At 45.9% G+C, this 24,769-nt stretch carries 20 protein-coding genes; 13 read left to right on the forward strand and 7 right to left on the reverse strand.

From position 1 onward, the window contains the following. Nucleotides 1-59: 59 nt before the first annotated feature. The 7 genes from V6D44_RS04120 to V6D44_RS04150 all read left to right on the forward strand — a co-directional run bounded on the left by V6D44_RS04120 (nt 60) and on the right by V6D44_RS04150 (nt 2,582). The gene (locus V6D44_RS04120) at nt 60-230 is read left to right on the forward strand and encodes an aspartyl-phosphate phosphatase Spo0E family protein (RefSeq protein ID WP_087993637.1); all 171 of its coding nucleotides are present in this window, start codon (nt 60-62) and stop codon (nt 228-230) included. Between the two features lie 418 nt (nt 231-648). Beyond that, the gene (locus V6D44_RS04125; RefSeq protein ID WP_087993638.1) at nt 649-870 is read left to right on the forward strand and encodes a spore germination protein; all 222 of its coding nucleotides are present in this window, start codon (nt 649-651) and stop codon (nt 868-870) included. Nucleotides 871-883: 13 nt separating this feature from the next. Next, complete coding sequence (locus tag V6D44_RS04130; RefSeq protein ID WP_141113432.1) at nt 884-1,117, forward strand: spore germination protein GerPB; 234 nt, start codon at nt 884-886, stop codon at nt 1,115-1,117. A gap of 23 nt (nt 1,118-1,140) precedes the next feature. Then, nucleotides 1,141-1,758 carry a spore germination protein GerPC gene (locus V6D44_RS04135; protein WP_087993640.1) on the forward strand — a complete coding sequence of 206 codons (618 nt, stop codon included), beginning with the start codon at nt 1,141-1,143 and terminating at the stop codon, nt 1,756-1,758. Continuing rightward, nucleotides 1,755-1,931 (forward strand): spore gernimation protein GerPD, encoded by a 177-nt coding sequence (locus V6D44_RS04140; RefSeq protein WP_087993641.1) that lies wholly within the window; start codon nt 1,755-1,757, stop codon nt 1,929-1,931. Before V6D44_RS04135 ends, V6D44_RS04140 begins: the two co-directional genes overlap by 4 nt. Further along, on the forward strand, nt 1,931-2,314 hold the full coding sequence (locus tag V6D44_RS04145; RefSeq protein ID WP_333516281.1) for a spore germination protein GerPE: 384 nt from the start codon (nt 1,931-1,933) through the stop codon (nt 2,312-2,314). The genes V6D44_RS04140 and V6D44_RS04145 overlap by 1 nt, the downstream gene beginning before the upstream one ends. Before the next feature lie 49 nt (nt 2,315-2,363). Next, the gene (locus tag V6D44_RS04150; RefSeq protein ID WP_010333667.1) at nt 2,364-2,582 is read left to right on the forward strand and encodes a spore germination protein; all 219 of its coding nucleotides are present in this window, start codon (nt 2,364-2,366) and stop codon (nt 2,580-2,582) included. Between the two features lie 32 nt (nt 2,583-2,614). Here the strand turns inward: V6D44_RS04150 and hlpB are convergent, their stop codons facing one another. The 5 genes from hlpB to addB form a co-directional block, all read right to left on the reverse strand. Continuing rightward, a complete protein-coding gene (gene hlpB / locus V6D44_RS04155; RefSeq protein WP_289346869.1) occupies nt 2,615-2,917 on the reverse strand; it encodes an HNH nuclease-like protein HlpB in 303 nt (100 codons plus the stop codon). A 16-nt stretch (nt 2,918-2,933) separates the two neighbouring features. Further along, nucleotides 2,934-6,326, reverse strand: coding sequence for an exonuclease subunit SbcC (gene sbcC / locus V6D44_RS04160; RefSeq protein WP_333516282.1), 3,393 nt, complete (start codon nt 6,324-6,326; stop codon nt 2,934-2,936). Continuing rightward, nucleotides 6,323-7,498 (reverse strand): exonuclease subunit SbcD, encoded by a 1,176-nt coding sequence (gene sbcD / locus V6D44_RS04165; protein ID WP_087993645.1) that lies wholly within the window; start codon nt 7,496-7,498, stop codon nt 6,323-6,325. The genes sbcC and sbcD overlap by 4 nt, the downstream gene beginning before the upstream one ends. A 73-nt stretch (nt 7,499-7,571) precedes the next feature. Then, nucleotides 7,572-11,276 carry a helicase-exonuclease AddAB subunit AddA gene (gene addA, locus V6D44_RS04170; RefSeq protein WP_333516283.1) on the reverse strand — a complete coding sequence of 1,235 codons (3,705 nt, stop codon included), beginning with the start codon at nt 11,274-11,276 and terminating at the stop codon, nt 7,572-7,574. Next, on the reverse strand, nt 11,263-14,763 hold the full coding sequence (addB, locus tag V6D44_RS04175) for a helicase-exonuclease AddAB subunit AddB (protein WP_202328476.1): 3,501 nt from the start codon (nt 14,761-14,763) through the stop codon (nt 11,263-11,265). Before addB ends, addA begins: the two co-directional genes overlap by 14 nt. A gap of 184 nt (nt 14,764-14,947) precedes the next feature. Between addB and V6D44_RS04180 the strand changes: the two genes are divergently transcribed. Continuing rightward, nucleotides 14,948-15,412, forward strand: coding sequence for a ferritin family protein (locus V6D44_RS04180; RefSeq protein WP_253268993.1), 465 nt, complete (start codon nt 14,948-14,950; stop codon nt 15,410-15,412). Between the two features lie 188 nt (nt 15,413-15,600). Here the strand turns inward: V6D44_RS04180 and V6D44_RS04185 are convergent, their stop codons facing one another. Next, a complete protein-coding gene (locus tag V6D44_RS04185) occupies nt 15,601-17,328 on the reverse strand; it encodes an SgrR family transcriptional regulator (protein WP_253268992.1) in 1,728 nt (575 codons plus the stop codon). Between the two features lie 113 nt (nt 17,329-17,441). Between V6D44_RS04185 and V6D44_RS04190 the strand changes: the two genes are divergently transcribed. Both V6D44_RS04190 and V6D44_RS04195 read left to right on the forward strand, forming a co-directional pair. Continuing rightward, entirely contained in the window at nt 17,442-18,644 is a 1,203-nt protein-coding gene (locus V6D44_RS04190; protein WP_333516284.1) for an MDR family MFS transporter, read from the forward strand. 107 nt (nt 18,645-18,751) lie between these two features. Continuing rightward, nucleotides 18,752-19,906, forward strand: coding sequence for an AbrB family transcriptional regulator (locus V6D44_RS04195; RefSeq protein WP_333516285.1), 1,155 nt, complete (start codon nt 18,752-18,754; stop codon nt 19,904-19,906). A 532-nt stretch (nt 19,907-20,438) separates the two neighbouring features. Here V6D44_RS04195 and ntdR read toward each other — a convergent pair. Beyond that, nucleotides 20,439-21,428: an NTD biosynthesis operon transcriptional regulator NtdR gene (ntdR, locus tag V6D44_RS04200; protein ID WP_202328479.1), complete on the reverse strand. Its 990-nt coding sequence runs from the start codon at nt 21,426-21,428 to the stop codon at nt 20,439-20,441. Nucleotides 21,429-21,533: 105 nt separating this feature from the next. Here ntdR and V6D44_RS04205 point away from each other — a divergent pair, with 105 nt between their 5' ends. The 3 genes from V6D44_RS04205 to ntdC are packed head-to-tail and all read left to right on the forward strand — an operon-like array spanning nt 21,534 to nt 24,736. Then, nucleotides 21,534-22,859 carry a DegT/DnrJ/EryC1/StrS family aminotransferase gene (locus V6D44_RS04205; protein WP_289346860.1) on the forward strand — a complete coding sequence of 442 codons (1,326 nt, stop codon included), beginning with the start codon at nt 21,534-21,536 and terminating at the stop codon, nt 22,857-22,859. Next, complete coding sequence (locus V6D44_RS04210; protein ID WP_333516286.1) at nt 22,831-23,679, forward strand: HAD-IIB family hydrolase; 849 nt, start codon at nt 22,831-22,833, stop codon at nt 23,677-23,679. The genes V6D44_RS04205 and V6D44_RS04210 overlap by 29 nt, the downstream gene beginning before the upstream one ends. Nucleotides 23,680-23,692: 13 nt before the next feature. After that, entirely contained in the window at nt 23,693-24,736 is a 1,044-nt protein-coding gene (gene ntdC, locus V6D44_RS04215) for a glucose-6-phosphate 3-dehydrogenase NdtC (protein WP_087991293.1), read from the forward strand. Nucleotides 24,737-24,769 lie beyond the last annotated feature (33 nt).

Consider the following 24,769-nt stretch of genomic DNA (forward strand, 5'->3'; position numbering starts at 1 on the left):
GGTTATACTAACGATATCCTGTTTTGATCAAAATAAATTCTAGAATTGGAGATAGGGTAATGAATAGTAAAATTGAAGAAATGAGAATCACACTAATTGAAACAGCACAAAAATACGGCATGAACTCAAAGGAAACGATTCAATGCAGCCAAGAGCTGGACAGTCTTTTGAACACCCGAATTAAAAAAGAAATGGTTTTTGGGGGATATCCTGAAAACTCCCGTATGTGAATCATTTTCTATAACATTGAATTCACCATATGTAACTCCGCTTTTTGCTCAGCACTTCTGAGAGATACCTCAGGGCGAGAATGTGTCCGCCCAAAAAATCGGTTACCGCAGCACGACATACTCCAAAAAGCATTTCCTACACGCAAAAACACCAAAGAAACTGAAAAATCACGCAGGCGGATAGCGGCATCCATCGCCGCAATTCCGCTCGGTTTATACATTACCCGGCTTATCAAACAATTAAACATATCGGCTGAAAAAATTTAATCGTTTGCATGAAAAGCTGATATGTCCCCTTTAAATTTCCCTCACACATATGCGCGTTTGTCATAAGCTATCGTGAATAGCCCAATTGAAATCAAATTGTATTTTTACTTTACCCGCCTTTTTTCAATTTTTCAACAAAGGATGTGCTCGTATGCCGGCCATTGTCGGAGCGTTTAAAATTAATGCGATTGGTACGAGCGGAGTCGTTCACATCGGGGACTGTATTACGATTTCTCCTCAGGCACAGGTCAGAACGTTTGCCGGTGCGGGCAGTTTTAATACCGGTGACAGCCTCAAAGTGACGAATTACAAAAACGCGACGAATGTGTATGACAACGATGCAGTTGATCAGCCGATCGCAGGGAATGCGTAAAGGAGTGAGGCCCATGAATTTCTATGTGAATCAAACCATTCAAATTAACTATCTTCGGCTGGAATCCATCAGCAACTCCTCTATTCTGCAAATCGGAAGCGCCGGATCAATCAAATCTTTGTCAAACTTGTATAACACGGGAAGCTACGCAGAACCCGCGCCAGAGGTAACCGCCTTGGGGCAGCCAGTCGAGTCGCAGGGACCCGATACAGGTGCATTGGTCCCGCTCCAGCCTCCTGGCCGTTAATCATATGAAAGAGGTGAAAGACCATGTATGATCAATCTGTTTCCTCTTATTTGCAAAACTTGAACTCCTTCGTTCAGCAGCAGGCGCTTCATATTCAGCAGCTCGAACGTCAGCTGAAAGAGATTCAAACTGAAATGAATTCGATGAAACAGCGGCCGGCCACAACCATTGAGCGTGTGGAGTATAAATTTGACCAGCTGAAAATTGAACGGCTCGACGGGACACTGAATATCGGCTTAAATCCGACAGACCCGAACAGTGTCCAAAATTTCGAAGTCAGCCAAACAACACCTGAAATCGGGATGATGCAGCAGGAAGAGAGCGCCCAGCTCATGCAGCAGATCCGACAAAATGTCGACATGTTCTTAACCGAAGAAATTCCAGATGTTTTGGAGCAGCTTGAAAACCAATATGACAGCAGGCTTGACGATACAAACAGGCATCATGTCATTGAAGACATCAGAAAACAAATGGACAGCCGGATTCACTATTATATGTCCCATATCAAAAAAGAAGAACAGACACCGCCTAAACAATATGCGGAACATATCGCTGAGCATGTGAAGCGGGACGTGATCCGTGCTGTAGAACATTTTCTGGAACATATTCCATCCGAAATGAAAGGAGATGAGCAAGCATGATTTTCACAGTTGTCAACCGTAATCTGGAGGTCGGGGATATCCGAATGAACGGTGTGTCCAGCTCCTCTATTTTTCACATCGGAGACACTGAAGCGATCTATCTCTCTTCAATTTTCGACACTCCGCCTGAATCTCTTATTATCGGACCGTTTGCTCCGCTGTCGCCGGCATAATGCTTAAGCGTATATCCCGCATCAGAACGATTAAATTTAACTCTCTCGCAATAGCAAGTGTGTTTCAAGTTGGCGACACAAACGAAATCGATATGAGCATAAAAGTACTTGCTGTACAACGCTCGCTGTCTACGTTTTACAATAATGAAGGCTCATTTCACAGCAAGGATTACCCGATCTTTCAGCAGCAGGCCGTGACACCGATTCCGGAAACAGGGGTGCAAAGCGCATTTTGCCACGAGGTTCCGGTCATTCATGTTCGCAACGTCAAAATTCAAGGGGTCTCATCCTCTTCTGTCTTTCATGCAGGGGCGGCTTCGGTTGTCCGCGGCGATGCGAGAATCAAACATATCAGGCAGATTCAGTCTCCGCGCTCACAATAGTCCGCCAAGAGCATATACTAAACAGAGACTTCGATAAAGGGTGTCGTTTATGCCAGCAATTGTCGGGCCTATAGCTATCAATTCGATATCGGGCGGAGTCGTAAACTTTGGTGATTCCTTTTACCTTTCTCCGAAAAGCTCTTCAAAATCTGCGCTCGGTTCGGGAGCAGGAAACACGGGAGACTTCCTTCTATTAAACAATGCAGTCAACGCGACAAATTATATAGACCCCGATGTCAGCGATCAAGATATGGTTGGAAATGGATAAAAGCAGCCGCTCTGCAAAGAGAGGGCTGCTTTTTAGTCATTTTTTTTTCGTTCATTCGATTTCTTTGTTTTGATCAGCTTCTCAGATGGCTGTTTTCTGATCCATTTGACAAACCGGGCAAGCTGCGGATCACTTCTAAGTTCATCTATTCCGTTTAAGCGAACCGCAAGCTCTTGATTGGTATATAAGGCATGAATCTGTTTATGGCAAGGAATACAGAGCATGGCTGTCGGCAGGAATGTTCCACCTTCCTCTTTCGGTGTGAGATGGTGCTCTGTCAGCTGGACATCACTCCGGCCGCACAGCTCACATATTCCGGCAGTCTGCTTTGCCATATCCGTTTCCCCCTTCTTACATCAACTCAAGTGATATCCGTGTACCGCGGCCGCTCGGTTCAGCCGGATGGACAATCAGCTTTTTCGGAAGCCGTGCCCGCAGTTCCTGCACATGGCTGATGACACCGACAGACAGATTGTCTGACTGCAGTTTTTCCAAGGCTGTCACAACCGTATCCAGCAGATCTTGATCAAGGGTGCCGAACCCTTCATCTAAGAAAAAGAACTGCAGCGGGTATTCCCCGCGAAGCTGGATCTGCGCGGACAGCGCAAGAGCGAGAGAAAGCGAAGTGAGGAAGGTCTCTCCTCCAGATAAGCTGGATACCGGGCGTTTGACGCCCCCATTCGCGTCATCCCGCATCACGAATCCGCCTTCTGAATCCACTTCTATGGCATAGCGCTGTCTCGTCAGCATGCCAAGTCTTGCTGAGGCGTCCCGCGCAACGCTTTCAAGCTGCTCCTCAGCTAAAAATTCAACGAAGGTATTGCCTTTAAACACAGCTTGCAGCTTGTCCAGCCTGTCAATATGCGTCTGCCATTTTTTCAGTTCAGCTTCAATTTCATTAAACCGTTTATGATGGTCGTGAATGACGGCCAGCGCTTTCGATGCTGCGCCTTTTTCCTCTATAGCAGCGCCTAATGCGTCCTCAGCTTCTTGTAATGCCGTAACGGTTGCGCTCCATTCGCTCTCTGATAAGGCTCGGCCGGCAAGTATCTCTGCTACCCGTTTTAAGTTTGCAGCATTCTGCTTCAGCTTATCCATAAACTGGTCGATGCCGGCTTTCATCTTGTCAAGCTCTTCGGCTGGGATAAGACTTCGCTCCACCTCCTCAGCCCGGGTAAAGCGGGTGCTTTTCGCATGCTCGAGCCAAGCGGCTTCCGCTTTTTCCAATCTGTCTTTCGCCTCTTGAAGCGTCAGCTCGCTTGCTGAAGCGCGGCTTTTCGCCTGATTGAGCTTCATCTGGGCGCTTTGCAATTCTTCATATAGAGATTGCTCTTTTTCCTTTAACTGCTTTAGATCCTGTTGGACAGAGCGAAGTTTGATCTCGATCGAGTCTCGTTTTGCGTAATCTCCGAGTTCGTGCTCATAATCCGCGATCACACTCTTGATGCGTTCAGCCGCATAATGAAGCTCCAGCTTTTCACGTTCAAGCTGATGCCCCGACTCCCGCAGCTTTTCCTTTTGTGCTTCATGCTCAGCAAGAAACGCGATGCTCTTCTCAATGCGTTTTTCGCATTCTTCTGCAGCCCGGTCCTTTTCTTCAATGGCTTGCTGCCATTTTTCCGCTTCATTCACAGACTGATCCTGAAACGCTTCATTAAACATTTTCAGGCGGCTGTCCATCGAGGACTGAAGCTCGGTAATGATGCTTTCGATACGGTCAGCCTCTCTTTTTTCAAAACCGATTTTTTCATTAAGCTGATCGGCCTTTTTTAAAGACTCCTGATAAGCGCTAATCATTTGCGCCATTCGTGTTTTAACAGAAAGAATATCCTGTTTGACTCGTTTCCATTCAATTTTGGCAGTATCGAATGCCTCATGCACCGGCTGATTCTCGTAAGAAGCTGCCGCTTCAAGGTTCGGCGCTTGAATCGTTTGCAAAAACGGACACTGTTCGATAAACCGTGCGGACTGTTCTTCAAGTGTGATTTTGGCTGAAAGAATCTCCTGGCTGAGAGCTGCCGCTTCCGTCAATAACACATCTGTCTGTTTGATGTTCTCTTCAAGACTGCTGTCGAGCTCATATGTTTCATGTACTGAGGCAGACGGATCATGATTCGTTGAACCGCAGACCGGGCAAGGCTTTCCGGCGGTCAGTTTTTCGGCTAATTCTTTTGTGAGCAACGCCATTCTTGCTTTTTCACGCTGTGCGTGAAGCGTTTGTTGTCTCTTTTTAGCCTGCTCAGTCATACCCGCTAATGACCGTTCCGTCTCACACACCAAATGGTACACGGTTTGTACAGCCTCATATGCCTGTACGATATTGTTTTCTTCCGCCCCTGTCTTTTGATCGAGTGTACTCTTCTCTTCATTCATCTTCTGCAGCACGAGGTTCAATGCATCACTTCGTTTTTTCTCTGTCGTGATTTGCTCCTCAGTCTGTCTGATGCGCAATGCCATCTCTGCGGCCTGCTGGCAGCTTTTTCGCTCATCTAATGTCACCTGCAGAGATTTGAGCTGCTGCTTCAGTTCCGTCTGTCTGTTTTGCCCTCGTAAAAGACGGTCTGTTACAGTCTCCAATTCATTCATGACAGATTGAAGAGCCTCTTCTTTCTGCTGGAGTTCAGTCTTTTTGCGTTCTTCCTCTTGCTTGGCCTCACTTCGTTTGATTTCAATCTCCTGCAAGCGGGAAAGCTGCTCCTGCTCGGTTAAAAGCTTAGGTTCTTTCTCGCTTTTATACCGGCGCCACGCTTCATACTCTTCATGTTTTTGATGATAGTATGCTGTCCGGTCTGCTAAATCCTTTTGGGCAAGCATTTGTTCCTTTGCAGCCTTCTCCTCTTGCTGGATCGCTTCTGCATACCTGTCCGCATAGGGCTTCAGAGCAGAGGCTGTTTCTGCTTCCAGCAGGCGTTTTTGCATGCTATCTACGTGCGGCTGTTCCTCTTCGAGACGTTTTTTCTCTTCTTCATAAGCCGATTGTTCCTTTTGAACATTCCAAATCTCCTGGTGCTCCGTAAACCGCTCTTTTGCCTGATCACGATTCTTCCTCATTGCTTCCAGATGAGCTTCGGCTTGTTCGAGAGCCTTTTCCGCCTGCTCAACCGCTTCTGAGCTCGCCTCACCTAGACCGGACTGTTCAGCAAGCATTTCATTTTTTCTCGCATTGGCTTCCTGCGCTTGCCGTCTCAGCTTTTTCACGAGCCGGTCTCCATACTGCTCCAAATGAAATAAACGCTGAAGCATATGTCTGCGCTCCGCCCCTTTTAAAGACAGAAATTCGGCAAATTTCCCTTGCGGCAGCACCACCGCTCTTGTAAAGTCGTCGATCGTCAGCCCCAAGAGCTCCTCGACTCTTTTATTCACTTCGCTGGCTTTATCAGCCAGCACCGTGTGCTCGTCTTTGATTTCGATGAAGCGGCAAAGTGCCGTTTTCACCTTCATTTCATCCGTTCTCTTAAACACACGCTCGACTTTGTAAGAGATTTGATGATTCGTCTGAAGCGCAAAGGTAAAGGAAACAGACAGCGTATCTTCCGCATGGTTTAAAATTCCGTGCGTATTGTTTGCGGCCCGCTCCACCTTTCCGTATAAAGCAAGCGTCATTGCATCGAGGATAGAGGATTTACCGCTTCCTGTCGGGCCGAAAATGCCGAAAACACCGGCGCCTGAAAGGCCTTCAAAATCTATCGTCTGCTCTTCTCTAAAGCTGTGGAGCCCCTTTATAGTTAAGACGATCGGCTTCATTTCGCATCCTCCTCTTCAACGCCTGATGCAAGCTCTAAAAACAGCTTCACCATTTCTTCATCCGGCACCGCGCCGCCAGTTTGTTTTTCATAAAATTTCTTAAAACGGTCTTCGATCGACACATGCTTAACCTCGATCTGTTCCCGGTCTTTGTTCTGTTCTTCAAAAACCGGCCTGATATGGATAAAGCCCGGGTGCGCCTTCCGCAGTCTGTGGATTTCTTCAAGTGATAACTGGTCCGCCACACGGATTTCAAGGTCAATCCAGGCATTCTGATCCCTGCCTTCATCCAGCCAGCTGTACACCTCGCTTAAGCCATTTGCCGCTTTCCACTTCACAAGGGGCTTGCCGCTTGATAATAAAACCTCATGCCAAGAGGCCTCTTCCCCCGGCTTCGCGTCCACGATTGTCACTGATTTGGCGTAGCCCGCTTCAGAAAAGCTGTAGGCGAGCGGAGATCCTGAATAACGCGCAAGCGTACGCGCCCGTTTGATCGTTTGCGGCCGATGCAAATGGCCGAGCGCAACGTAAGCGGCATCAGCCGGCAGGCTTTCAGCGGCCACCGTATAAGCCCCGCCGACTTCAATCGGCCGCTCTGAATCCGTTTGGTTTCCGCCTGCGACATAAATATGGCTGGCGGCAATCTTCACTGCGTCTTTGCGGAACCGGCTTGTCATATGCTCAAACGCCTGCCTGATTTTCACATCATAATGATCACGGAGCAGCTTTTCATCAAATGTATCAGAAAGCACTTCATTTAACCGCGCTTCAGATGGGTACGCTAGTGCTCCGACAGCCAAAAGCTCCCCGGCTGAAGGCACTTCAATATGAAGCGGTTCTGTTGTCGGATAACCGATTAAATAAATGCCGTTTTCATGTGTCAGCGGTGAAGCGGCGGACAAACGGTCAGGATTATCGTGGTTTCCGGCAATGACAGCGATCGGGCGCTTTCCCCTGTCGCTGAGCGCAGACAGGCTTTCATAAAACAGCCGCTCGGCTAAAGCCGGCGGGTTTACGGTGTCAAACGCGTCCCCCGCCATGACAATGGCATCGACCTGCTCTTCTTTTACAATCGTATTCAATTCATCAAGCACATCGGCCTGTTCACTCAGCCTGCTTCTTCCTTCAAGCGTTTTTCCAAGATGCCAGTCCGCCGTATGTAAAATCCGCAAATGCTTTCACCTCTCTTTTTTGTATAGAAAACGAGATCCGCTCCGTCTGAAATCGCGGAGCTTACGGATCTCGCTATAATGTCAGTATGTGCCCTCCGTCAAAGAAATAAAGCGCACATCCTTTTACCTTTGTTTTCGCAATTTGCTCAACCGCCTTCGTGTACAGCTGAATTTGCGTTTCATATCGTTTCTTCAAGATCGGGGCCGCTCCTTCAAAGCCGTGCTGGAATTTGCCCTCAATCCGGTCTGATTTATAGTCCAAGAGATATAAGCCGTTTTCAGTTTCATAGAGACAGTCGATGATTCCCTGCACCAAAAGCGGCTCATCCGCCTCCTGTGCATCAGGATAGATTTCCTTTGCCGGAAGCGCTAAACTAAATGGCACTTCCCGGTCCTTCCATTTAGCGCCGATCAGCTGTCCGCCGATTTCCGTATGGAAAAATCGCACGATTTCTTCTATATCAATAGCGGCTTTTTGTTCTTCAGTGAGCAGCTCCTTTTCATAAAGCCTGTGAACCGTCTGCTCCGCTTCTTCTATCGTCAGCACATGTGTCAGCGGGATATGCTGCATCACCGTATGCATGGCTGTCCCTTTCTCCGCCGCTGTCAGGCCCTGTTTCATCATAAAAGCGGGGCGCCTGTACAGAATGCTTCCGTCAGCCGGTTTAACGGGAGCCCTGCCGCTGTATTCATCCTCGTACTCTCTTTTTCTCTTGATCTCAGAAACCGACTGCTTTGTTCGAATTTGTGTGACCTCTTGATGCGGGTATGTCCAACTCAGCTGCTCGCGGGCTTTTTTATCAAATGCAAACGAGCCGGGAACTGGTTCACCTTTGCGGATCGCTTCTAGGCGCTCGCTTTTTTCTTCCATTCTTTCTTCCAAATCATCATCAAGCAAATCATAGGAATGAATCATTCGAACGGCAAAACGAGCCGGGTGTCCTGATATATCAGCATGCGCTGCCGCACCGTTTTCAGCTGAATTCTCCAAATCTCTGTGTCTGGCAAGAGCCGGCCCGATGAAATCTAAATACGTTTTCGCCTGGTAGCGGTCAAATTCGGGCAGAAGCCAGTCAGGTTGGGACGCGGATGCCTGCCATTTTGCGAGCTGTTTCTGATGATCCTTGCACGAGCCAATCAGAAACAGTTTTTCTTTCGCCCTCGTTAATGCGACATAGAGAACACGCAATTCCTCTGACAGCAGCTCTCTGCGCATTTTTTTCTTCATCGCGATGAGCGGAAGCGTCGGGTAGCTGATGCGCATTTGCGGATGGATAAACTTCGTGCCAAATCCAAGCTCCTTGTCCAGCAGGTACGATTTGTTCAAGTCCATCATGTTGAAGTTCCGGCCGAGACCCGCCGCGAACACGACTGGAAATTCGAGCCCTTTGCTGCTGTGGATCGTCATTAAACGGACAACATCCTCCTGCTCGCTGAGCGCTCGCGCCGTTCCAAGATCATCGCCCCGCTCCTGCATGCGTTCGATAAACCGCAGGAAACGGAACAGGCCGCGAAATGCCGTCGATTCATATTGGCGCGCCCGGTCATAGAGAACACGCAAATTGGCCTGGCGCTGTTTTCCGCCCGGCATCCCGCCGACATAATCCATGTATTTCGTGTCGCGGTACACTTCCCAAATCAGCTCAGATACTGAGTGGTTTTTCGAAAACGAACGCCATTTTTGCAGATGTCCGTAGAAAGTTTGCAGCTTTTGATAAAGCTCGTCGTTACGGTCACCCGCCGCCAAATAGTCTTTCATCGCTTCATAGTACGGCGCTTTTGTATTTTCAAGCCGGATCAAAGACAGCTCGTTTTCATCCGCCCCGACAATCGGGGAACGCAGCACAGAGGCAAGCGGTATATCCTGATACGGGTTATCGATCACCTTCAGCACAGAAAGCGCGACGGCGACTTCGACCGCTTCAAAATAACCTGACGTTAAATTGGCGTAAACCGGTATGCCCTGTGCTCTCAGCTCCTCCATGATTTGCGGCGCCCACGGCATGGAACGGAGCAAAATCACGATATCGCGGTATTGAATATTGCGGTGTGTTTTCGTTTTTCCGTCATACACCTTAAATGGCGATGAAATCAGCTTGCGAATTTCCTTGGCGATCGCTTTCGCTTCGAACTGCACGGTTTCCAGCTCTTCTGCTTCCTCACCTGCATCCGTCTCTTCTGTGTTGTCGATCAGCAGCAGCTCCGTTTTCGTCTCATCATTGTCCGGATACGCCGCACCAAGCTTCAGCTCAGCCTGCTCGTCATAATCAACCTCACCGATTTTGCCGCCCATTAGCTGTTTAAATAAAAAGTTCGTGCTGTCTAAAATATCAGTCCGGCTTCGGAAATTTTTATTCAAGTCAATTTTCCGTCCCGTACCTTCTCCGCTCTCTGTAAATCGTTTATATTTGGAGAGGAAAAGAAGCGGCTCAGCAAGCCTGAATCGATAAATTGACTGTTTGACATCTCCTACCATAAACAGGTTGCCTGTCTCTTCCGGCCCGCTTGTGACGAGCTGCAGGATCGATTCCTGCACGAGGTTGGTATCCTGGTATTCATCAACGAGCACCTCGCGAAACTGCTCCTGATAAAATCTTGCTGCCTCGCTCGGCTCGCGTTTACCTGTTTCATTCTCTGCTGTCAAAATGGATAAACAGTAATGCTCCAAATCAGAGAAATCAATGATTGATTTTTCCTGCTTCGCGGCTTCGAATCGTTTTCCGTAGCTGATGACAAGCTGTACAAGCGTTTCAATGACAGGCTTCATGTCGGCCAAGCTTTTCAAATGCTGTTCAGGACTTCTCGTGAAGTAATCGGTTTTAAGCTTTTCAAGCAGTTTTTTTGCGCTATTTCTCAAATCCGTCGCTTCTTCAAGGAGCGCAGGATCAAACTCGTCCCCTTTTACTGCTTTCGCGCGCTTAAAAGAGACTGCGGGCACCCGTTTATAAAGTTCAGTGAAATCACCCTGATGCTGAATCAGTTCATCAATCTGCGCAAGATCATCAAGAAAATTGTCAGCGCGCGGCGCGGGGCCGCCCGGCGCTTTTGTCAGCTCAAGCGCGCGCAAGAGCTTTTCCTTCGCTCCGTGAAGCACCATCGCAATATCCTCTTTGACATATTGATAAAACGGAAGCTCTTCGATGGCGCTCTTTTCCGATACATCATACAAATGAACAAAGCTCTCCAGCCATGCCTCCGGGTTCGGGTGGGAACGGGAATACTCGTACACCTGTTTGACGAGAAATTGCAGATCCAGATCATGCCGGTCTGTCGTGTAGCGGTCAACAAGCTCAAAAAACGCCTTCTCGCCCTTTGCGTATTCGTCTTCAAACAGCTCGTCCAGCACCTCATCCCCAAGCAGCTCGCCTTCTGCCTGATCAGCCATCCGAAAGCCCGGATCAAGATCGATTAAGTAGTAATATTTCTTCAGCACTTGCAGGCAAAAGGAATGAAGCGTCGAAATGCTGGCCCGGTTTAAAAGAGACAGCTGGCGCCTGATATGCAGTGATCCGGGGCGTTTTACAAGCTCTTTTTCCAAGGCATCCGCGATCCGGTGTTTCATCTCTGCCGCTGAGGCGTTTGTAAATGTCACAACGAGAAGCCGGTCTACATCAATCGGGTTTTCTTCCGCGGTGATTTTCCGGATCATTCGTTCAACGAGCACAGCGGTTTTTCCGGAGCCCGCCGCCGCTGCCACGAGAATATCCTGGCCGGTTGAAACAATGGCATTCCATTGGTCATCTGTCCATGTGCTGTCTGCCGGTTTAGGAATGTTCATTGCCATCCGCCTCCTTTTTTATCCACTCAAGTATCGTCTTGTCCTTTTCAGCCTTTAATGGTCGATACTCGTTTTCTTCTAATGATTCATCAAATTGGCATACTGATTTGAACGAACAGTATGTGCACGGCGTCTTGTTCTTCATTTTATACGGCTCAATCGATACACGTCCGTCGGTGATTTGTTCGCCTGCTTCTTGGAAGGTGCGGCGCACATGCTTCGTCAACAGCTCAAATTCCTTTTCGCCGACTGCCGCTGAATCCGACCTGAGAGAGCCGTCTTTCTTCAAGCCGGCGTTAATGATATTTGACCGTCCCTCTTGAAGGGTCGTATCCATGAGGCGAACCGCTTCCTGATCGCCGAGGAGCAGGCCCTTCATTTTAAATTTCTTAAAGATCTCCTGTTCAATCTCGTCAAGCCCAAGCGGGAGATTAGATTGAATCATCGGGTCATGAATATGGAAATACAGCACTCCGGCCGGCGTCGCTCTCATTCCGAGCCAGTCGGCTGAATGTGTAATTGATAAGTCAAGGTACGTCAGCATTTGCAGCGCCAGTCCGTAATATACTTCCGCTAAGTCAAGGCCTTTGTCGCTTGATTTATAATCGACAATCCTGAGGAGCAGGCCTTTTGAGCTTTCCGCTTTATCGACACGGTCTATTCGCCCGACGAGCTCCATCGTGCAGCCGTTTTTCAGTGTAAAGGTCAGCGGCGGAAGGGGCCCTTTTCCCCCAAAGCCCAGTTCAAGCCCGATCGGCACGAATCCGCTCGCTTTCGCATGCTCGCTTAAAATGCCTGACACACGGGTCACAATTTTTTGCAGCTTTTCCTTTACATAATAATGCCGGTTTGAGCTGAGCAAAATTTCCTTTTGCAGTTTCGGTGCCAGCCGTTCTACCGCATCAAAGGAAAACAGCTCGCACTGCTCCTTCGTTAAATCGCGCCAATCAAGCTTTTGCTCACGCAGCCGGTCTGAAATCAGCTTTAAGCTGGAATGAAACAGCTGGCCGATATCCGGTGCTTCGAGTTTGAAAAATTGCCGTTCCTTCAGATGAAGCCCGTGTGACGCAAAATGGGAGAATGGGCACGCGTTAAAGCTTTCCATTCTCGATACACTGCCCTGAATGCGTTCGCCATAGAGCTGTCTCGACACGCCGCGATCAAGCTGCTTCACTTCATTCCGGAAAAACAGGCTTGAGAACAGCTTTTTCGATTGCAGCCTGTCCGGCTCACTCATTAGCACATTGTACGTGCTCCACCAAACGTCGCTGATGTCGTATTCCCGAGTCCATAATCTGAGCTGGCTTGCGGTAAAGGACTGTGCCACGCTTTTATTGACGACATACTTAAGCTGTTCCTCATCGCTGACCTGCTCAGGTTCATTTGTCAATAGGCGCTCCTTATGCTGCGGAAACAGCTCTTCCAGCCGCTTAATGACAATCGACGGCAAAAGCGTTTTTCCTTCCGCATCAGCAATCGGATACGACACATAAAGCCGGTCAGACGGACTGGAAAACGCCATATAGATGAGGAAATGCTCATCAAGCAGACGCTCCCGCCCGCCTGAGGAAAGTTCAATTCCTATGGTTTTCAGCCATTCCCGGTCATCGTCCGACAGCACCCCGTTTTCATCAGGGCGCGCCGGCAGAACGCCGTCGTTTGCCCCCAGCACAAAGGTGCAAGCGGTGCCATACATTCTGGATAAATCCATATTGCCGACAAACACCTGGTCAAGCGCAGGCGGAATAAGAGAAAATGTGAGCGACTCCGCGCCGGCTTCCATCATTTGCTGAAACAAATCTAGAGAAATCTCATCATCCCCCATCATTTCAACAAACTCCTCAAGCAGCTGGATGACTGCATCCCACGCCTGCTGATGCTGCTGCGCTTCAATGATTCTGCCGTCTTCCTCAGCGCGCTGTCTCTCCTGATCCAGCTTCAGCGGCACATCTGTCTCCTCTAAATAACGGTAGAGCGCCTCCGCCCTCTCCTGAACTGTCTTAGCTTTTTTCATTCGTTTCTGGAGCTGAAAAAGCGGCGGAACAATCCAGTCGCGTGTGTCATTCAGCATGTTTTCCATTTCGATTTCCTGATCGGTCTGCGCAAAATCATCATCCAATGATACAAAACGTCTGTAGTGGAAACGGTCGCCCTTTGTCCAGCGGTCGCCTTTAATACCGTAGGCGATACAGTAATTTTCAAGCTGATCGACCTGTTCTCTCACCTTCGCCTTCGGTTCGTTAAGCGGGAATAGCAGTTCGGTTTTCACGCAGCGAAACACCGCTTCATAACGCCAATTCCCTTTCAGAACATCAATGCTCGACCGGATAAATTCGATTAACGGATGGTTCAGCATAGATGCTTTTCCGTCAATGAAATAAGGAATCTCGTAATCAGCGAAAACTTCCTTCACCATATCCTTATAGTCTTCCGTCTGGCGCGCAAGAATCGCTACATCTTTATAGCGATAGCCCTTCTCTCTGACAAGCGCGTGAATTTCCCGGACGATGCCTTCCAGCTCAGCTCGTCTATTTGCGGCCTGCATCACAGTTAAGGCCTCTTGTTTTTCTCCGTACGGGACAGACGGACGCGCTTCATACTGCGCCTCTAGATGCGCCAGTTCCGGCGCCTGCGTATGCCGCTCAGTTCCGTTTAGCTCTTTATAGGTGATGTCCAGATTCAGTTCCTTCGCCTTCTGATGAAGGCGGTAATAGGCTTTTCCCGTCATTCTGAACAATTCCAGTTCATGCGGCTCCCGCTCATATGACGGCTTGTCCGCTGTCAGCGAAAACGTGATATGCTCTGCATGAACCATAAGCTGCTCCAACACCCTGAATTCCTGCGGTGTAAACTGATAAAAGCCGTCCACATAGATATGCGCGCCTTTTATATCTTCCGCAAGCGGGATATGCTCTGACAGCAATGTCAAATAATCCTCAGAGTGAAGATATTGGTCTGAAAGGCTTTTTTCCATCTGCTGATACAGAATCGATAAGTCATGAAGCTTTTCAGATAAAACACGTTCCCCGCGATACTCGGAAGCCGTTCCGCTTTCCGCCATCCGGCGGATATCTTCCGGTTCCAGACAGTAACGCTTAAACTCTGTCAGCATGCGCTCTACCTGTGCGGTAAACCCGCTTTTGTCACTCGCTTTTTGATAGACTTTAAACTCCTGTTTATGCTCCTCAATGAGCTTCCGCAGGAGCATCTGTACGCCTGTGCTCGTAAGAAACGGCCTGCTCATTCCTCCCGTATGCTGGAGAACGCGCCAGGCCAATCGTGAAAAACTGAACACTTGAGCACGTATCATTCCGCCCATATCAGGCGTTTTAGCAAGCTCGTATTCCATTAAAAACGTCATTTGATCCGGGACTAGAAAAATGATCGGTTTCCCGAATGGAGCCCGGCGCAGTTCATCCTGAATGCTGTCGATGATCAGCTTCGTTTTTCCACTCCCGGACCTGCCTACTAAAAACTCTGCTCCCAAAATAGAAGACCCCTCTCTTTTTATCTCTATATATTTTATCGAATGTTGACGAAAATGACCAATCTGATTTATTGGTAAAAACGGCCTTTTCGCATATAAAAAGCTGAATTTCTCCGCACATGTCTCCCCGCCCTGCATATATTTTTTACAGAAGCCCAATTCCTAAGAATGGAGTTGAACCCCCTTGCACTACAGCTACTATCCCTATCCGGCGCCGTGCCGGGAAGACCCTGTTTTGATTCGGAATCTGGAAAAGGCCATTAACGGCGAATTCAGCGCAGTTCAATGCTGCCGCAAGCTTGCCGAACTTGCCCGCCGCGACGAAATCAGAAAGCAGATAGAAGACATCAGGCGTGCCGAAATGCGCCACCTCCGTGAATTTTCCACATTGTACGAAGCCATTACCGGCCAACACATTATGCCGAAACAAACGGGGGAATGCCCGGACAATTTCACGAGAGGGCTGAACGCTGCTTTTAAAGATGAACAAGAAACAGTCCGCTTTTACTTGCGTGCGGCCGAGGAAACCTCAAACGTAAAAGCGAAAAGCCTCTTTACGCGCGCCGCACGGGATGAACAACATCACGCTGTCTGGTTTCTATACTATTTGACGGAACGTTACATATACCCCGCCTGTTTTTTCAAATAAAGCCAGAAAACATAAAACGATACGCAGAGGGGATCGGCCACGGAGAAAAATTCTGAAGCTTGTACCCGAGGCTCTTCAAGCATGATGCGCGCGGCACAGAATATGAAAAGCATGGTCACGATCATCGCCAAGACCTCAGCATGGCAGCGTCATAATAGACAGCGAGGGTTCAAGAAAGAACCCTCTTTTCATTTAGACAGCCACACGGAGTACAAATCAATCCATCCCTCTTCATCAAGCATCAGGCCTTTCACATTCTCGCTTGATGTCACCCGCAGCACATTTTGATACAGCGGAATCACATTGAATTCCTGTATAAGCTGGCGGTCAATGTCCTGCAGCATATTGATTCTCAAACAGCGGTCAGGCATCGAAAAAAAGCGTTCTGTCATTTCTGAGCATATCTGTTTCATCTTTTCAGATAGATGCTGGCACAAAAAACTGTTCTCAGACAGCAGCAAATGCAGAAAACCAAACTCACTGTCTTGATAAAACGTCGCACTGTCATGGATGATATCCGCCATCTGCACGATTTCGGGCCGGCGCAGATCAGCAGAATCACAGAATTGAAGTGTAAGCCTGATGCCATGTTGGGCGCAAACATTTTGAATCCACTCGGCGTCCTCGCGATGATCCGTTTCCGAAAAGGTATACAGCACCAGCGTTTCTCCTTTGTAGCCGCTCTGCTTCAGCAATTCAGAAGGTGAAACGCCTCCCCAATCAAAAGGACTCGAATGTAAAAAAGACGTAACCGGGGTTTTGCGGTGCCCTCCCGCTTCACGAACGAGCCGTTCAGAGGAAATCAGCAGGCGGAGCGCTTTTCTAAAGCTTCGATGCCAAAGAGGCCCCTTCTTTTTCAGATTGAGCGACAAATACTGAACATGCCGCTCGTCAAAAACCGTTTGCTTCTCAGAACATGTTTGTTTTTCTTGAATGGTAAAACCATTCATCTCTCCGGCTTGTTCAGAAAACACAAACTCAACGCGATCCAAAAAAGGCCGTCCCTTAAAGTAGCGCTCATTGGCTTCAAGCACAAGCATCCGGCCGTGATGCTGCATCACCCGAAAAGGCCCTGTTCCATTGATTCCGCCGCCCTGTTCTGCCGGCAGAATGGACAGCCGTTCATCACAAAGAACATACGGCAAAAGCTCATTCGGCTTATCAAGTATAAGCTCCACGCAATAAGAGCCGTTTTCTAAGACTTGTTTCACTCCGTATAACAGCCATTTATATGGGTTGTCAGCCTGTGCCAAAAAGCGCCGAAGCGTAAACGCAACATCCCGCGCCGTCAGCGGCTGTCCGTTATGAAAAGACACACCCTTTCGAAGAAAAAATCTCCACCGTTTTTTCCCGTCCTCTTCCCATCCATGAACCAAATGAGGCTTCGGCTCCTGCACATCCGGATCAAACGTGAGCAGTGTATCAAATATTTGTTTGACGAAATGCCCCTCAGACCGCAAAAAGATGCGGCACGGGTCCAGACTGCTGACAGCTTCAGGGGTGATGAACAGCCGAAGCACATCCTTCGCTCCATCCCCGCCAGTCTCTGTCACAAAGCCGAACACCTCAGAAAACCACATATCATATTCGTTTTGAAGCCCCGGAAACGCGGACTGATACTGTTGAATCAGTTCCTTTGCCTTCTTTAGCTTTCCAGCCATTGTATATTCCTTGGCGGTTTGAAAAAGCAGTTCCTCAGGCTGGCGAAGAAACGCGATTTTGGATTTGCGGCCGCGTCCCGCCCCGCTTTCCCGGACAATCCAATTCTTATTCTCCAGCTTGTGTAAAATGAGCTTTGCATTTCTTTCTGTACAAAATAAACAGTCAGCAATCTCAGTGAGCGTCATTTCATTCATTTGTCCATACGCAGCGTGTCCTGTTTTTACAAGTGCCACATAGTGCTCAATCAGCTTCAATCCCCGCACCTCCCGATAAAAGGGGAATCTTTTTCTCTTCTTTTCTTCACTTTTTGGGCCGCCGTCCCTTCTATACACTACTACTATATCAAAACGCGAAAGGCGGCGATCACATGTTATCCAGCTTTCAATCTATCAAATCGAGATACACCGCTCCCGTTTGGCTCCGCTTTTTCGGCGAGATGCTGACAAGCCTGACAGGTGCAATGATGGGCCCTTTTATGGTGCTGTATTTGCATGAACAATTAAACGGGAGTGTCATGATTCCCATGTTGATCATCAGCCTTCAGCCATTTGCCGATATTTGCCTGACGCTCGTTGCAGGACGGGTGACGGACCGGCTTGGGCGTCGCACCGCGATTCTGATCGCATTGCTTCTGCAATCAGCCGCCATGACGGGTTTTGTGTTTGCTGAGCATGCGTATGTTTTCGCCATTCTCTATGTCATGAATGGTATGGGGAGATCATTGTACATTCCCGCCTCCCGCGCCCAAATTGCCGAAAGCACGCCGGAAAGCAGACGTTCAGAAGTGTTTGCGGTCATCAATGTGATCTATTCAGCTGGCCTGACGGCAGGGCCTGTGCTGGGAGTGCTGCTGTACAAGCATGACCCCGTGTGGATATTCGCTTTAGATGCCGCGGCATTGTTCCTTTACTTTCTGATCGCCGCACTGAAACTGCCGGAAACAAAGCCGATGATAACAACTGGTGCATCGGCGTTTTCCCCGAGCTTTACGATATATAGGCCTGTACTGCTTCTTTTGCTGCTTTCTCTCCCCATCAGCATGTTATATGCGCAAACAGAAACAACTTACAGGCTGTTTAGCAAAAACATGTTTTCCGACTATCTATCCATGCTGACCATTTATTCGGCGGCCAAAGCTTTATTCAGCTTTGTTCTCCAGATTCCCCTTGTCAAAGGAACCGAAAAGCTTTCAATGAAAACGATCCTTTTGATTACTTATATTTGTTATTCCCTTGCAGCTGTCGGCTTCGCATGCTCAACCTCTGTGACAATGCTTTTGGTAACGGCAGCGGTGATGACGGTTGGCGAAAGCATCGGATTAACCCACATCCAGACCTTTATTTCGAAATTGGCACCGCCTTATTTACTCGGCCGGTTTTATGCGGTATACGGCCTGCATTGGGATATCTCCCGCTCAATCGGCCCCCTTGCAGGAGGGCTGATCCTGACATCGTTTGGCGGAGAAGTGATTTTTTACACTCTGGCCGTGTGTTTGCTGGCAACGGGTCTATGCCTGACTTACACAATAGAGAGGCTCGAGCAGAAGGTCATAAGAAAAGTGAATGGATAATAGAAAATAATTCATCATTTCTTTATCAACGAAAATATACTATAGTAATCATACATTCACTACGTGAACAATTGGAATGTTACGTGAAAAGGAAGAAGGGTTTTACATTGAAGAAAGACGAACATCTCCTCAAAGATCTATGGTTTATCGCAATCAGTGCAGCCGGGGGATTTATTCTTTCATTAACCGGAATATCAATTGGATGGATGATCGGAACGCTGATTATCGCCTGCTGCCTCGCCATGATACGGCCGGCATGGCTGATGATGGCGCCGGACCAAAAAGGAATTAACCGCCGATGGCTCGCCCTCGGTCAGGTGATTCTCGGCATCGAATTGGGCCAAAAGCTGAATTTATCCGTTCTCTCTGTCCTCAAAGACCATTGGTTTTCAGTCGGCGTTATGCTGGTATTGTCTATACTTATGGCCATGCTGTCAGGATATGTGCTTTGGCGTTTCAGCAAAACGGATATGATGACCAGCTTTGTCGGTACGGCTCCCGGCGGGCTGTCCGCCATGCCTAGCATCGCACAGGAGGTCGGCGCCAATACCGCCATTGTCAGCCTCGTACAAATGATGCGTGTGCTGCTCGTTGTGCTGTCCATCCCGTTTTTGGTCATCCTCATCTATACAAAACAAGATGGTTCCGCAAGTGCCACAGCAGAAACGCTTTCCTCGGCAACGACGGATTTTAGGCTCGCTCCCGTTTTGTGGACCGCCGTTCTGATTCTCGCTGCCTGGGGCGCCTGCAAAGCCGCGAAATGTTTAAAATTTCCGGCACCATGGCTGCTCGGCAGCATGCTCGGTGCAGCTCTTATACATGTTGGCGGTGCTGCGGTGACAGGGCAAGACATGACGGCATGGTGGCCGTCACAAGCTAACCATGTGTCGCAAGTATTTCTCGGGGCAACGATCGGCTCTAAGATGTACAAAAGCATGTTTACCGGCGTCACCCGCATTATCATCGTCGGATTTGTCTCATCCGTCGGTTTAATCGCGGCTATGTTTTTAAGCGCCGTTATCGTTTCCAAGCTGACAGGAATCTCACTCATCACTTCTGTTCTGGCATTTGCGCCTGGCGGCATTGCAGAAATGGCGACGACGTCTGTTACCTTGCATGCCGATTCCACCTTTGTCGTTGCGGTTCAGGTCATACGCGTCATCCTTGTCATTGCCCTATTGCCGCCGTTTTATCGCCTGCTTTACCATCTTCATGGTGAGAAAAAAGGCACAGAGCGTTCGATAAGCGGCAGCAATCCCTAGTTGAAAAAATCCACAAGTGGTATATTTATATGGAAAAGGGAATTGTTCACTCTATTTTGTAGAGTATGGAAGACTTCAAAATGGGGCAGGTAAGTGTAAAAAGCTTCGTATGTGAATGCGTTGATTGAAATTGCTGACACAAATGAATTACAAGTAAAAGCGGATACATCATAGAGAGCCATGAGTAATGAAAAATCATCAAGACTCCTGATGGATTGGTTGAAATGGAGTTTATGAAGGAAGTCACTCTAGATTACCACTCTTGCTTAATAGCATAGGGTGGTTTTTTTATTGTGTATGTCCGCTCATCCGCATTGCTGAACAAAAATTTGTTTGATCAGAATATGCATCAGATTTGAAGGAATGCTACCAGAGGGCGAAATGAAAGGCGAAGAAATCATTGACGACTTTGGTATAGAAGCATTTATGAGAATTTCAAAAAACAGGCTTCCTGATTGAAAAAGAGGTTAAATATGAATAACCTCTTTTTCTATATAAAGATATAAAATGATACGGAAGTGAAAACCTAGAGTTAAGTTGATTCTCTTATAATAAGATTTGTTGGCAGTTTAATAATTTTTCTGTTTAAAGAAGTGTTACCCGAAATATACTCGATTATTTTCAACACAGCCTGTTGACCTAATTCTATTATGGGAATATCAATTGTTGTTATCGTCGGAGTAACGACTTGGCAAATCAATTGGTTGTCAAACCCAATTACAGCTAAATCTTCTGGAACATGAAAGCCATTTTTTATCGCCTGTTTAATAATCCCTGCAGCGACTTGATCATTTCCTGTAAATATTGCTGAGGGTCTGTCCTTTAAATCCTTTATCTTATTAAAAACACGAAAGCCATCCTCGATATTAAACAATTCCCCGAATATCCATTCGTTTCTATGATGTAAATTGTAATCTTGTAAAGCTTTCAAGTAACCCTCTTTCCTCTGACATTGAGCTTCGCTATTTGGAGTATCAAAACAAAATCCAATTTTTTTATGTCCTCTTTCAATTAAATGTTCAACCCCCATGTATGCGGCTTCAAATTCATCATACCCAATGATCGTGATGTCCGCTGAGTGATGATATTCATTACATAATAAGATAGGACCATACTTTAAGAAAGGGGATATCTTATCCCATTCATTTTCTAAAGTTCCAAGAATAATACCATCAACTTCTTTGTGTTTCAATAACTCTAATAGTTCTATCTCTGTCTGTTGGTCATAAAAGGTTTGAAATACAATGACCTTGTAATTCTTAAACAGCGCTTCATGAGAGACCCCTTTTATTAATTGAGCAAAAAATGGATGGTCGATACTCGGAACCGATAAAGCTATCGTTTGTGTCTTATTTCTCCTAAAATTCCGAGCTAAATAATTGGGCGTGTAGTCAAGTTCGTTAATAGCGTTTAAGATCATATCTCTTTTTTCTTTCGACACATAAGGGTGATTATTCAATACTCTTGATACTGTGGTTTTAGACACGTTGCATAATTTTGCTATCTCATCAATTGTAGGCATATTTTCCCTTCCTTAAAAAAGTTATTGACATGTTATCGGTTTCAGAAATTAGGATAAATTTGTAACAAATTTTTAAGATTAAAAAAATCATTGGAGGTACTGTTCATGCAAAAACAGGTTAAAGTTTTAGGTAAAAGTAAAGAAAACATGTTACTACTAAAACACTTAAAAGGTGACGTACAAAGAAAAGAACTTGTTATTGAAGACAGTATTGTAAACGAGCGGTGGAGACAAGTATTAAAAGAAAATACAGATATTGAAAATGACCTTTTCAACTACCAAAAAAATCGCGAAATAAGTAAAGTCCCTTTTATGCCTGTCGATAGATTAATAACCAATGATGAAGTGGATGATATCTTAAATGCTTTAACTAAAGTTTTGCCAACTGGAAAATTTACGAGCGGTTCCTATTTAGATCAATTCGAAAATGTTTTATCTACATATTTACATAAAAGGTATGTAATTGCAACCAGCAGTGGAACGGATGCTATTATGATAGGATTACTGGCTTTAGGGTTAAACCGAGGGGATGAAGTAATCATGCCGGCTAATAGCTTTTCAGCTACTGAAAATGCTGTGTTAGCTGTGGGTGGCGTTCCTACCTATGTCGATATTAACCCACAAACATTCTGCATCGACCCTGACAAAATTGAGGAAGCAATAACTCCTTATACAAAGTTTATTCTACCTGTGCATTTATACGGAAAACATTCAGAAATGAAGCATATCCGTCAAATAGCAAATCGTTATCAATTAAAAGTCATTGAGGATGCTTGCCAAGGAATTGGACTGACAGACTTAGGAAAGTATGCAGACATCACTACATTAAGCTTTAATCCATATAAGAATTTTGGTGTATGTGGTAAGGCTGGGGCAATAGCAACCGATGATGAAGAACTCGCTAAAAAATGCATTCAATTTAGTTATCATGGTTTTGAAGTAAATGTGAAAAATAAGAAAGTCATCAATTTTGGATTTAATTCAAAAATGGACAATATACAGGCAGCAATTGGATTAGAGAGAATGAAGTATCTTTCATTAAACAACTTCAAAAGATTATTCTTGGCGGATAGATATATTACTCAACTAGCAGAATTACAGAATAAAGGCCTTATTGAATTACCAGAATTAAGTGAAGATCATGTGTGGCATCTGTTTCCTATTAAGGTAAGAACAGAAGATAGAACAGATATCATGACTAAGTTAAATGAAGAGTTTGGTGTTCAAACAGATGTATATTATCCAGTACTGTCTCATATGCAAAAAACTCCTTTAGTACAGGAAAAGTATGCAAAACTCCAATTGGTTCATACGGAAAAGGCTCATAGTCAGGTGCTGCATTTGCCTTTATATCCGTCATTTACGTTAGAAGAGCAAGACAGAGTAATGGAGGGACTGTTTCATGTTATTAAGCAAGATGTCGGAGTATAAAACGTTATCCAAGGTTGAACATCCTAAGTATATTGTTTTTTGTGATTTTGATGAAACGTATTTTCCGCATACAATCGATGAACAGAAACAACAAGACATATATGAACTCGAAGACTATCTAGAACAAAAAAGTAAAGATGGTGAACTACTAATCGGATGGGTTACTGGGAGTAGTATAGAATCTATTCTCGATAAAATGGAACGAGGAAAATTTAGATATTTCCCGCATTTTATAGCTAGTGATCTTGGAACTGAAATTACGTACTTTTCAGAGCATAACTTCGGACAGCAAGACAAGGAGTGGAACAGTCGTATAAATGAAGAGTTTAGTAAAGAAAAGATTGAAATACTTGTAAAACAGTTACATGAAAATGAAAACATTCTTTTGAATCCTCAAACTCAATTAGGAAAGTCACGGTATAAGCATAATTTTTATTATCAGGAACAAGATGAAATAAACGACAAGAAAAACCTGTTAGCAATTGAAAAAATCTGCGAGGAATACGGAGTTTCAGTTAATATAAATCGCTGTAATCCCTTAGCAGGTGATCCAGAAGACAGCTATGATGTAGATTTTATACCCATGGGTACAGGGAAGAATGAAATTGTGAAGTTTATGTTAGAGAAATACAACCTAAATACCGAAAAAGGGGTCGCATTTGGAGATAGCGGAAATGATGTTCGTATGTTACAGGCAGTCGGGAATGGATATCTGTTAAAAAATGCAACACAAGAAGCCAAAAACCTGCACCAACTTATATCTGATCGTGAGTACTCAAAAGGAATTACGACTACCTTAAAAAAAATCATTGGATCATGAGGAGGAATTAGATATGAAGAAGATTGGTATCATAGGTGCAGGTGGTATTGCAAGAGCTCATGCAACTGCTTTATCTACAATAAAAAATGCAGAGTTAGTAGGGGTTTATGACATCAATCAACAAAATGCGGAAAGCTTTGTAAAAACTTTCGGCGGGAAAGCATATGAAAATGCAGATGAACTCATTGATGTCTCAGAAGGTTTAATTGTAGCATCTCCAAACTTTTGCCATAAAGAACATGCTTTGCAAGCATTAGCAAAACATAAGCATGTATTGTGTGAAAAGCCTATGGCCATTTCTCTTGAGGAAGCAAGCATAATGAAAGATACCGCTGAAAGGTTAGACGTAAGAGCTAGTATGGGATTTAATTATAGATATCTGTCTTATGTAAATATCTTAAAAAGCTTAATTATCAATCATGAACTAGGTAACATACTGTCCATAAAAGTACACTTCAAGAAAAACAGTGCAATTAGACGTAAGAAGTTTACTTGGAGAGATGACGCTAATAGTAAGAAGACTAGTGGATCATTGGGGGATCTGGGTATTCACCTTATCGACATGGTATGGTATTTGTTTGAGAGTGACTTCATCCCAGAATCAGTAAGGGCAAAGATGAACACAAATGTAAAAACAAAAGAGGATAAACAGGTACTTGTAGATGACTATGCAGAAATTTATGGTCAGCTGAAGAACAAGGTATTTGTAAATATCATCACATCAAAATGTTCTGTACCTGAAGACTGTGGTTTTAGCATTGAGGTAGTTGGACACAAAAAAGAGTTTAAATACCACACAGGTAATCCTCACGTTTACAAGCTCATAGATGGCTTGAACGTGGCAGACTGCCCGGTACCCCAAAGTCTATTAAATGATCCGCCAAACGAATTTTATGGTTGGGCTGATTCTTTTAGAAACGAGTTAATCAATTGGATTGCATCAACTCAGAAAGATTGGATTGAGATCCCTTCTTTTAACGATGGTTTTAGATCGCAGGAAGTATTAGAAATGTTCTTTGAGAAAGATAGCAACCCTCAAACAATGTCTGTTCTTTAGCAGTCAATTCGTATTTCGAAGAGGTAAGTTACT

The sequence above is a fragment of the Bacillus sp. 0209A genome, assembly GCF_036765095.1.
Taxonomy (GTDB): domain Bacteria; phylum Bacillota; class Bacilli; order Bacillales; family Bacillaceae; genus Bacillus; species Bacillus subtilis_G.

Bases quoted from the DNA above. Each gene is read 5' to 3' on its own strand.
- ntdC (WP_087991293.1), top strand. From the start codon at position 23,693: ATGAAGAAGATTGGTATCATAGGTGCAGGTGGTATTGCAAGAGCTCAT.
- V6D44_RS04140 (WP_087993641.1), top strand. From the start codon at position 1,755: ATGATTTTCACAGTTGTCAACCGTAATCTGGAGGTCGGGGATATCCGA.
- V6D44_RS04205 (WP_289346860.1), top strand. From the start codon at position 21,534: ATGCAAAAACAGGTTAAAGTTTTAGGTAAAAGTAAAGAAAACATGTTA.
- V6D44_RS04145 (WP_333516281.1), top strand. From the start codon at position 1,931: ATGCTTAAGCGTATATCCCGCATCAGAACGATTAAATTTAACTCTCTC.
- V6D44_RS04210 (WP_333516286.1), top strand. From the start codon at position 22,831: ATGTTATTAAGCAAGATGTCGGAGTATAAAACGTTATCCAAGGTTGAA.
- V6D44_RS04120 (WP_087993637.1), top strand. From the start codon at position 60: ATGAATAGTAAAATTGAAGAAATGAGAATCACACTAATTGAAACAGCA.
- V6D44_RS04130 (WP_141113432.1), top strand. From the start codon at position 884: ATGAATTTCTATGTGAATCAAACCATTCAAATTAACTATCTTCGGCTG.
- V6D44_RS04135 (WP_087993640.1), top strand. From the start codon at position 1,141: ATGTATGATCAATCTGTTTCCTCTTATTTGCAAAACTTGAACTCCTTC.
- V6D44_RS04190 (WP_333516284.1), top strand. From the start codon at position 17,442: ATGTTATCCAGCTTTCAATCTATCAAATCGAGATACACCGCTCCCGTT.
- addA (WP_333516283.1), bottom strand. From the start codon at position 11,276: ATGAACATTCCTAAACCGGCAGACAGCACATGGACAGATGACCAATGG.
- ntdR (WP_202328479.1), bottom strand. From the start codon at position 21,428: ATGCCTACAATTGATGAGATAGCAAAATTATGCAACGTGTCTAAAACC.
- V6D44_RS04150 (WP_010333667.1), top strand. From the start codon at position 2,364: ATGCCAGCAATTGTCGGGCCTATAGCTATCAATTCGATATCGGGCGGA.
- hlpB (WP_289346869.1), bottom strand. From the start codon at position 2,917: ATGGCAAAGCAGACTGCCGGAATATGTGAGCTGTGCGGCCGGAGTGAT.
- V6D44_RS04125 (WP_087993638.1), top strand. From the start codon at position 649: ATGCCGGCCATTGTCGGAGCGTTTAAAATTAATGCGATTGGTACGAGC.
- sbcC (WP_333516282.1), bottom strand. From the start codon at position 6,326: ATGAAGCCGATCGTCTTAACTATAAAGGGGCTCCACAGCTTTAGAGAA.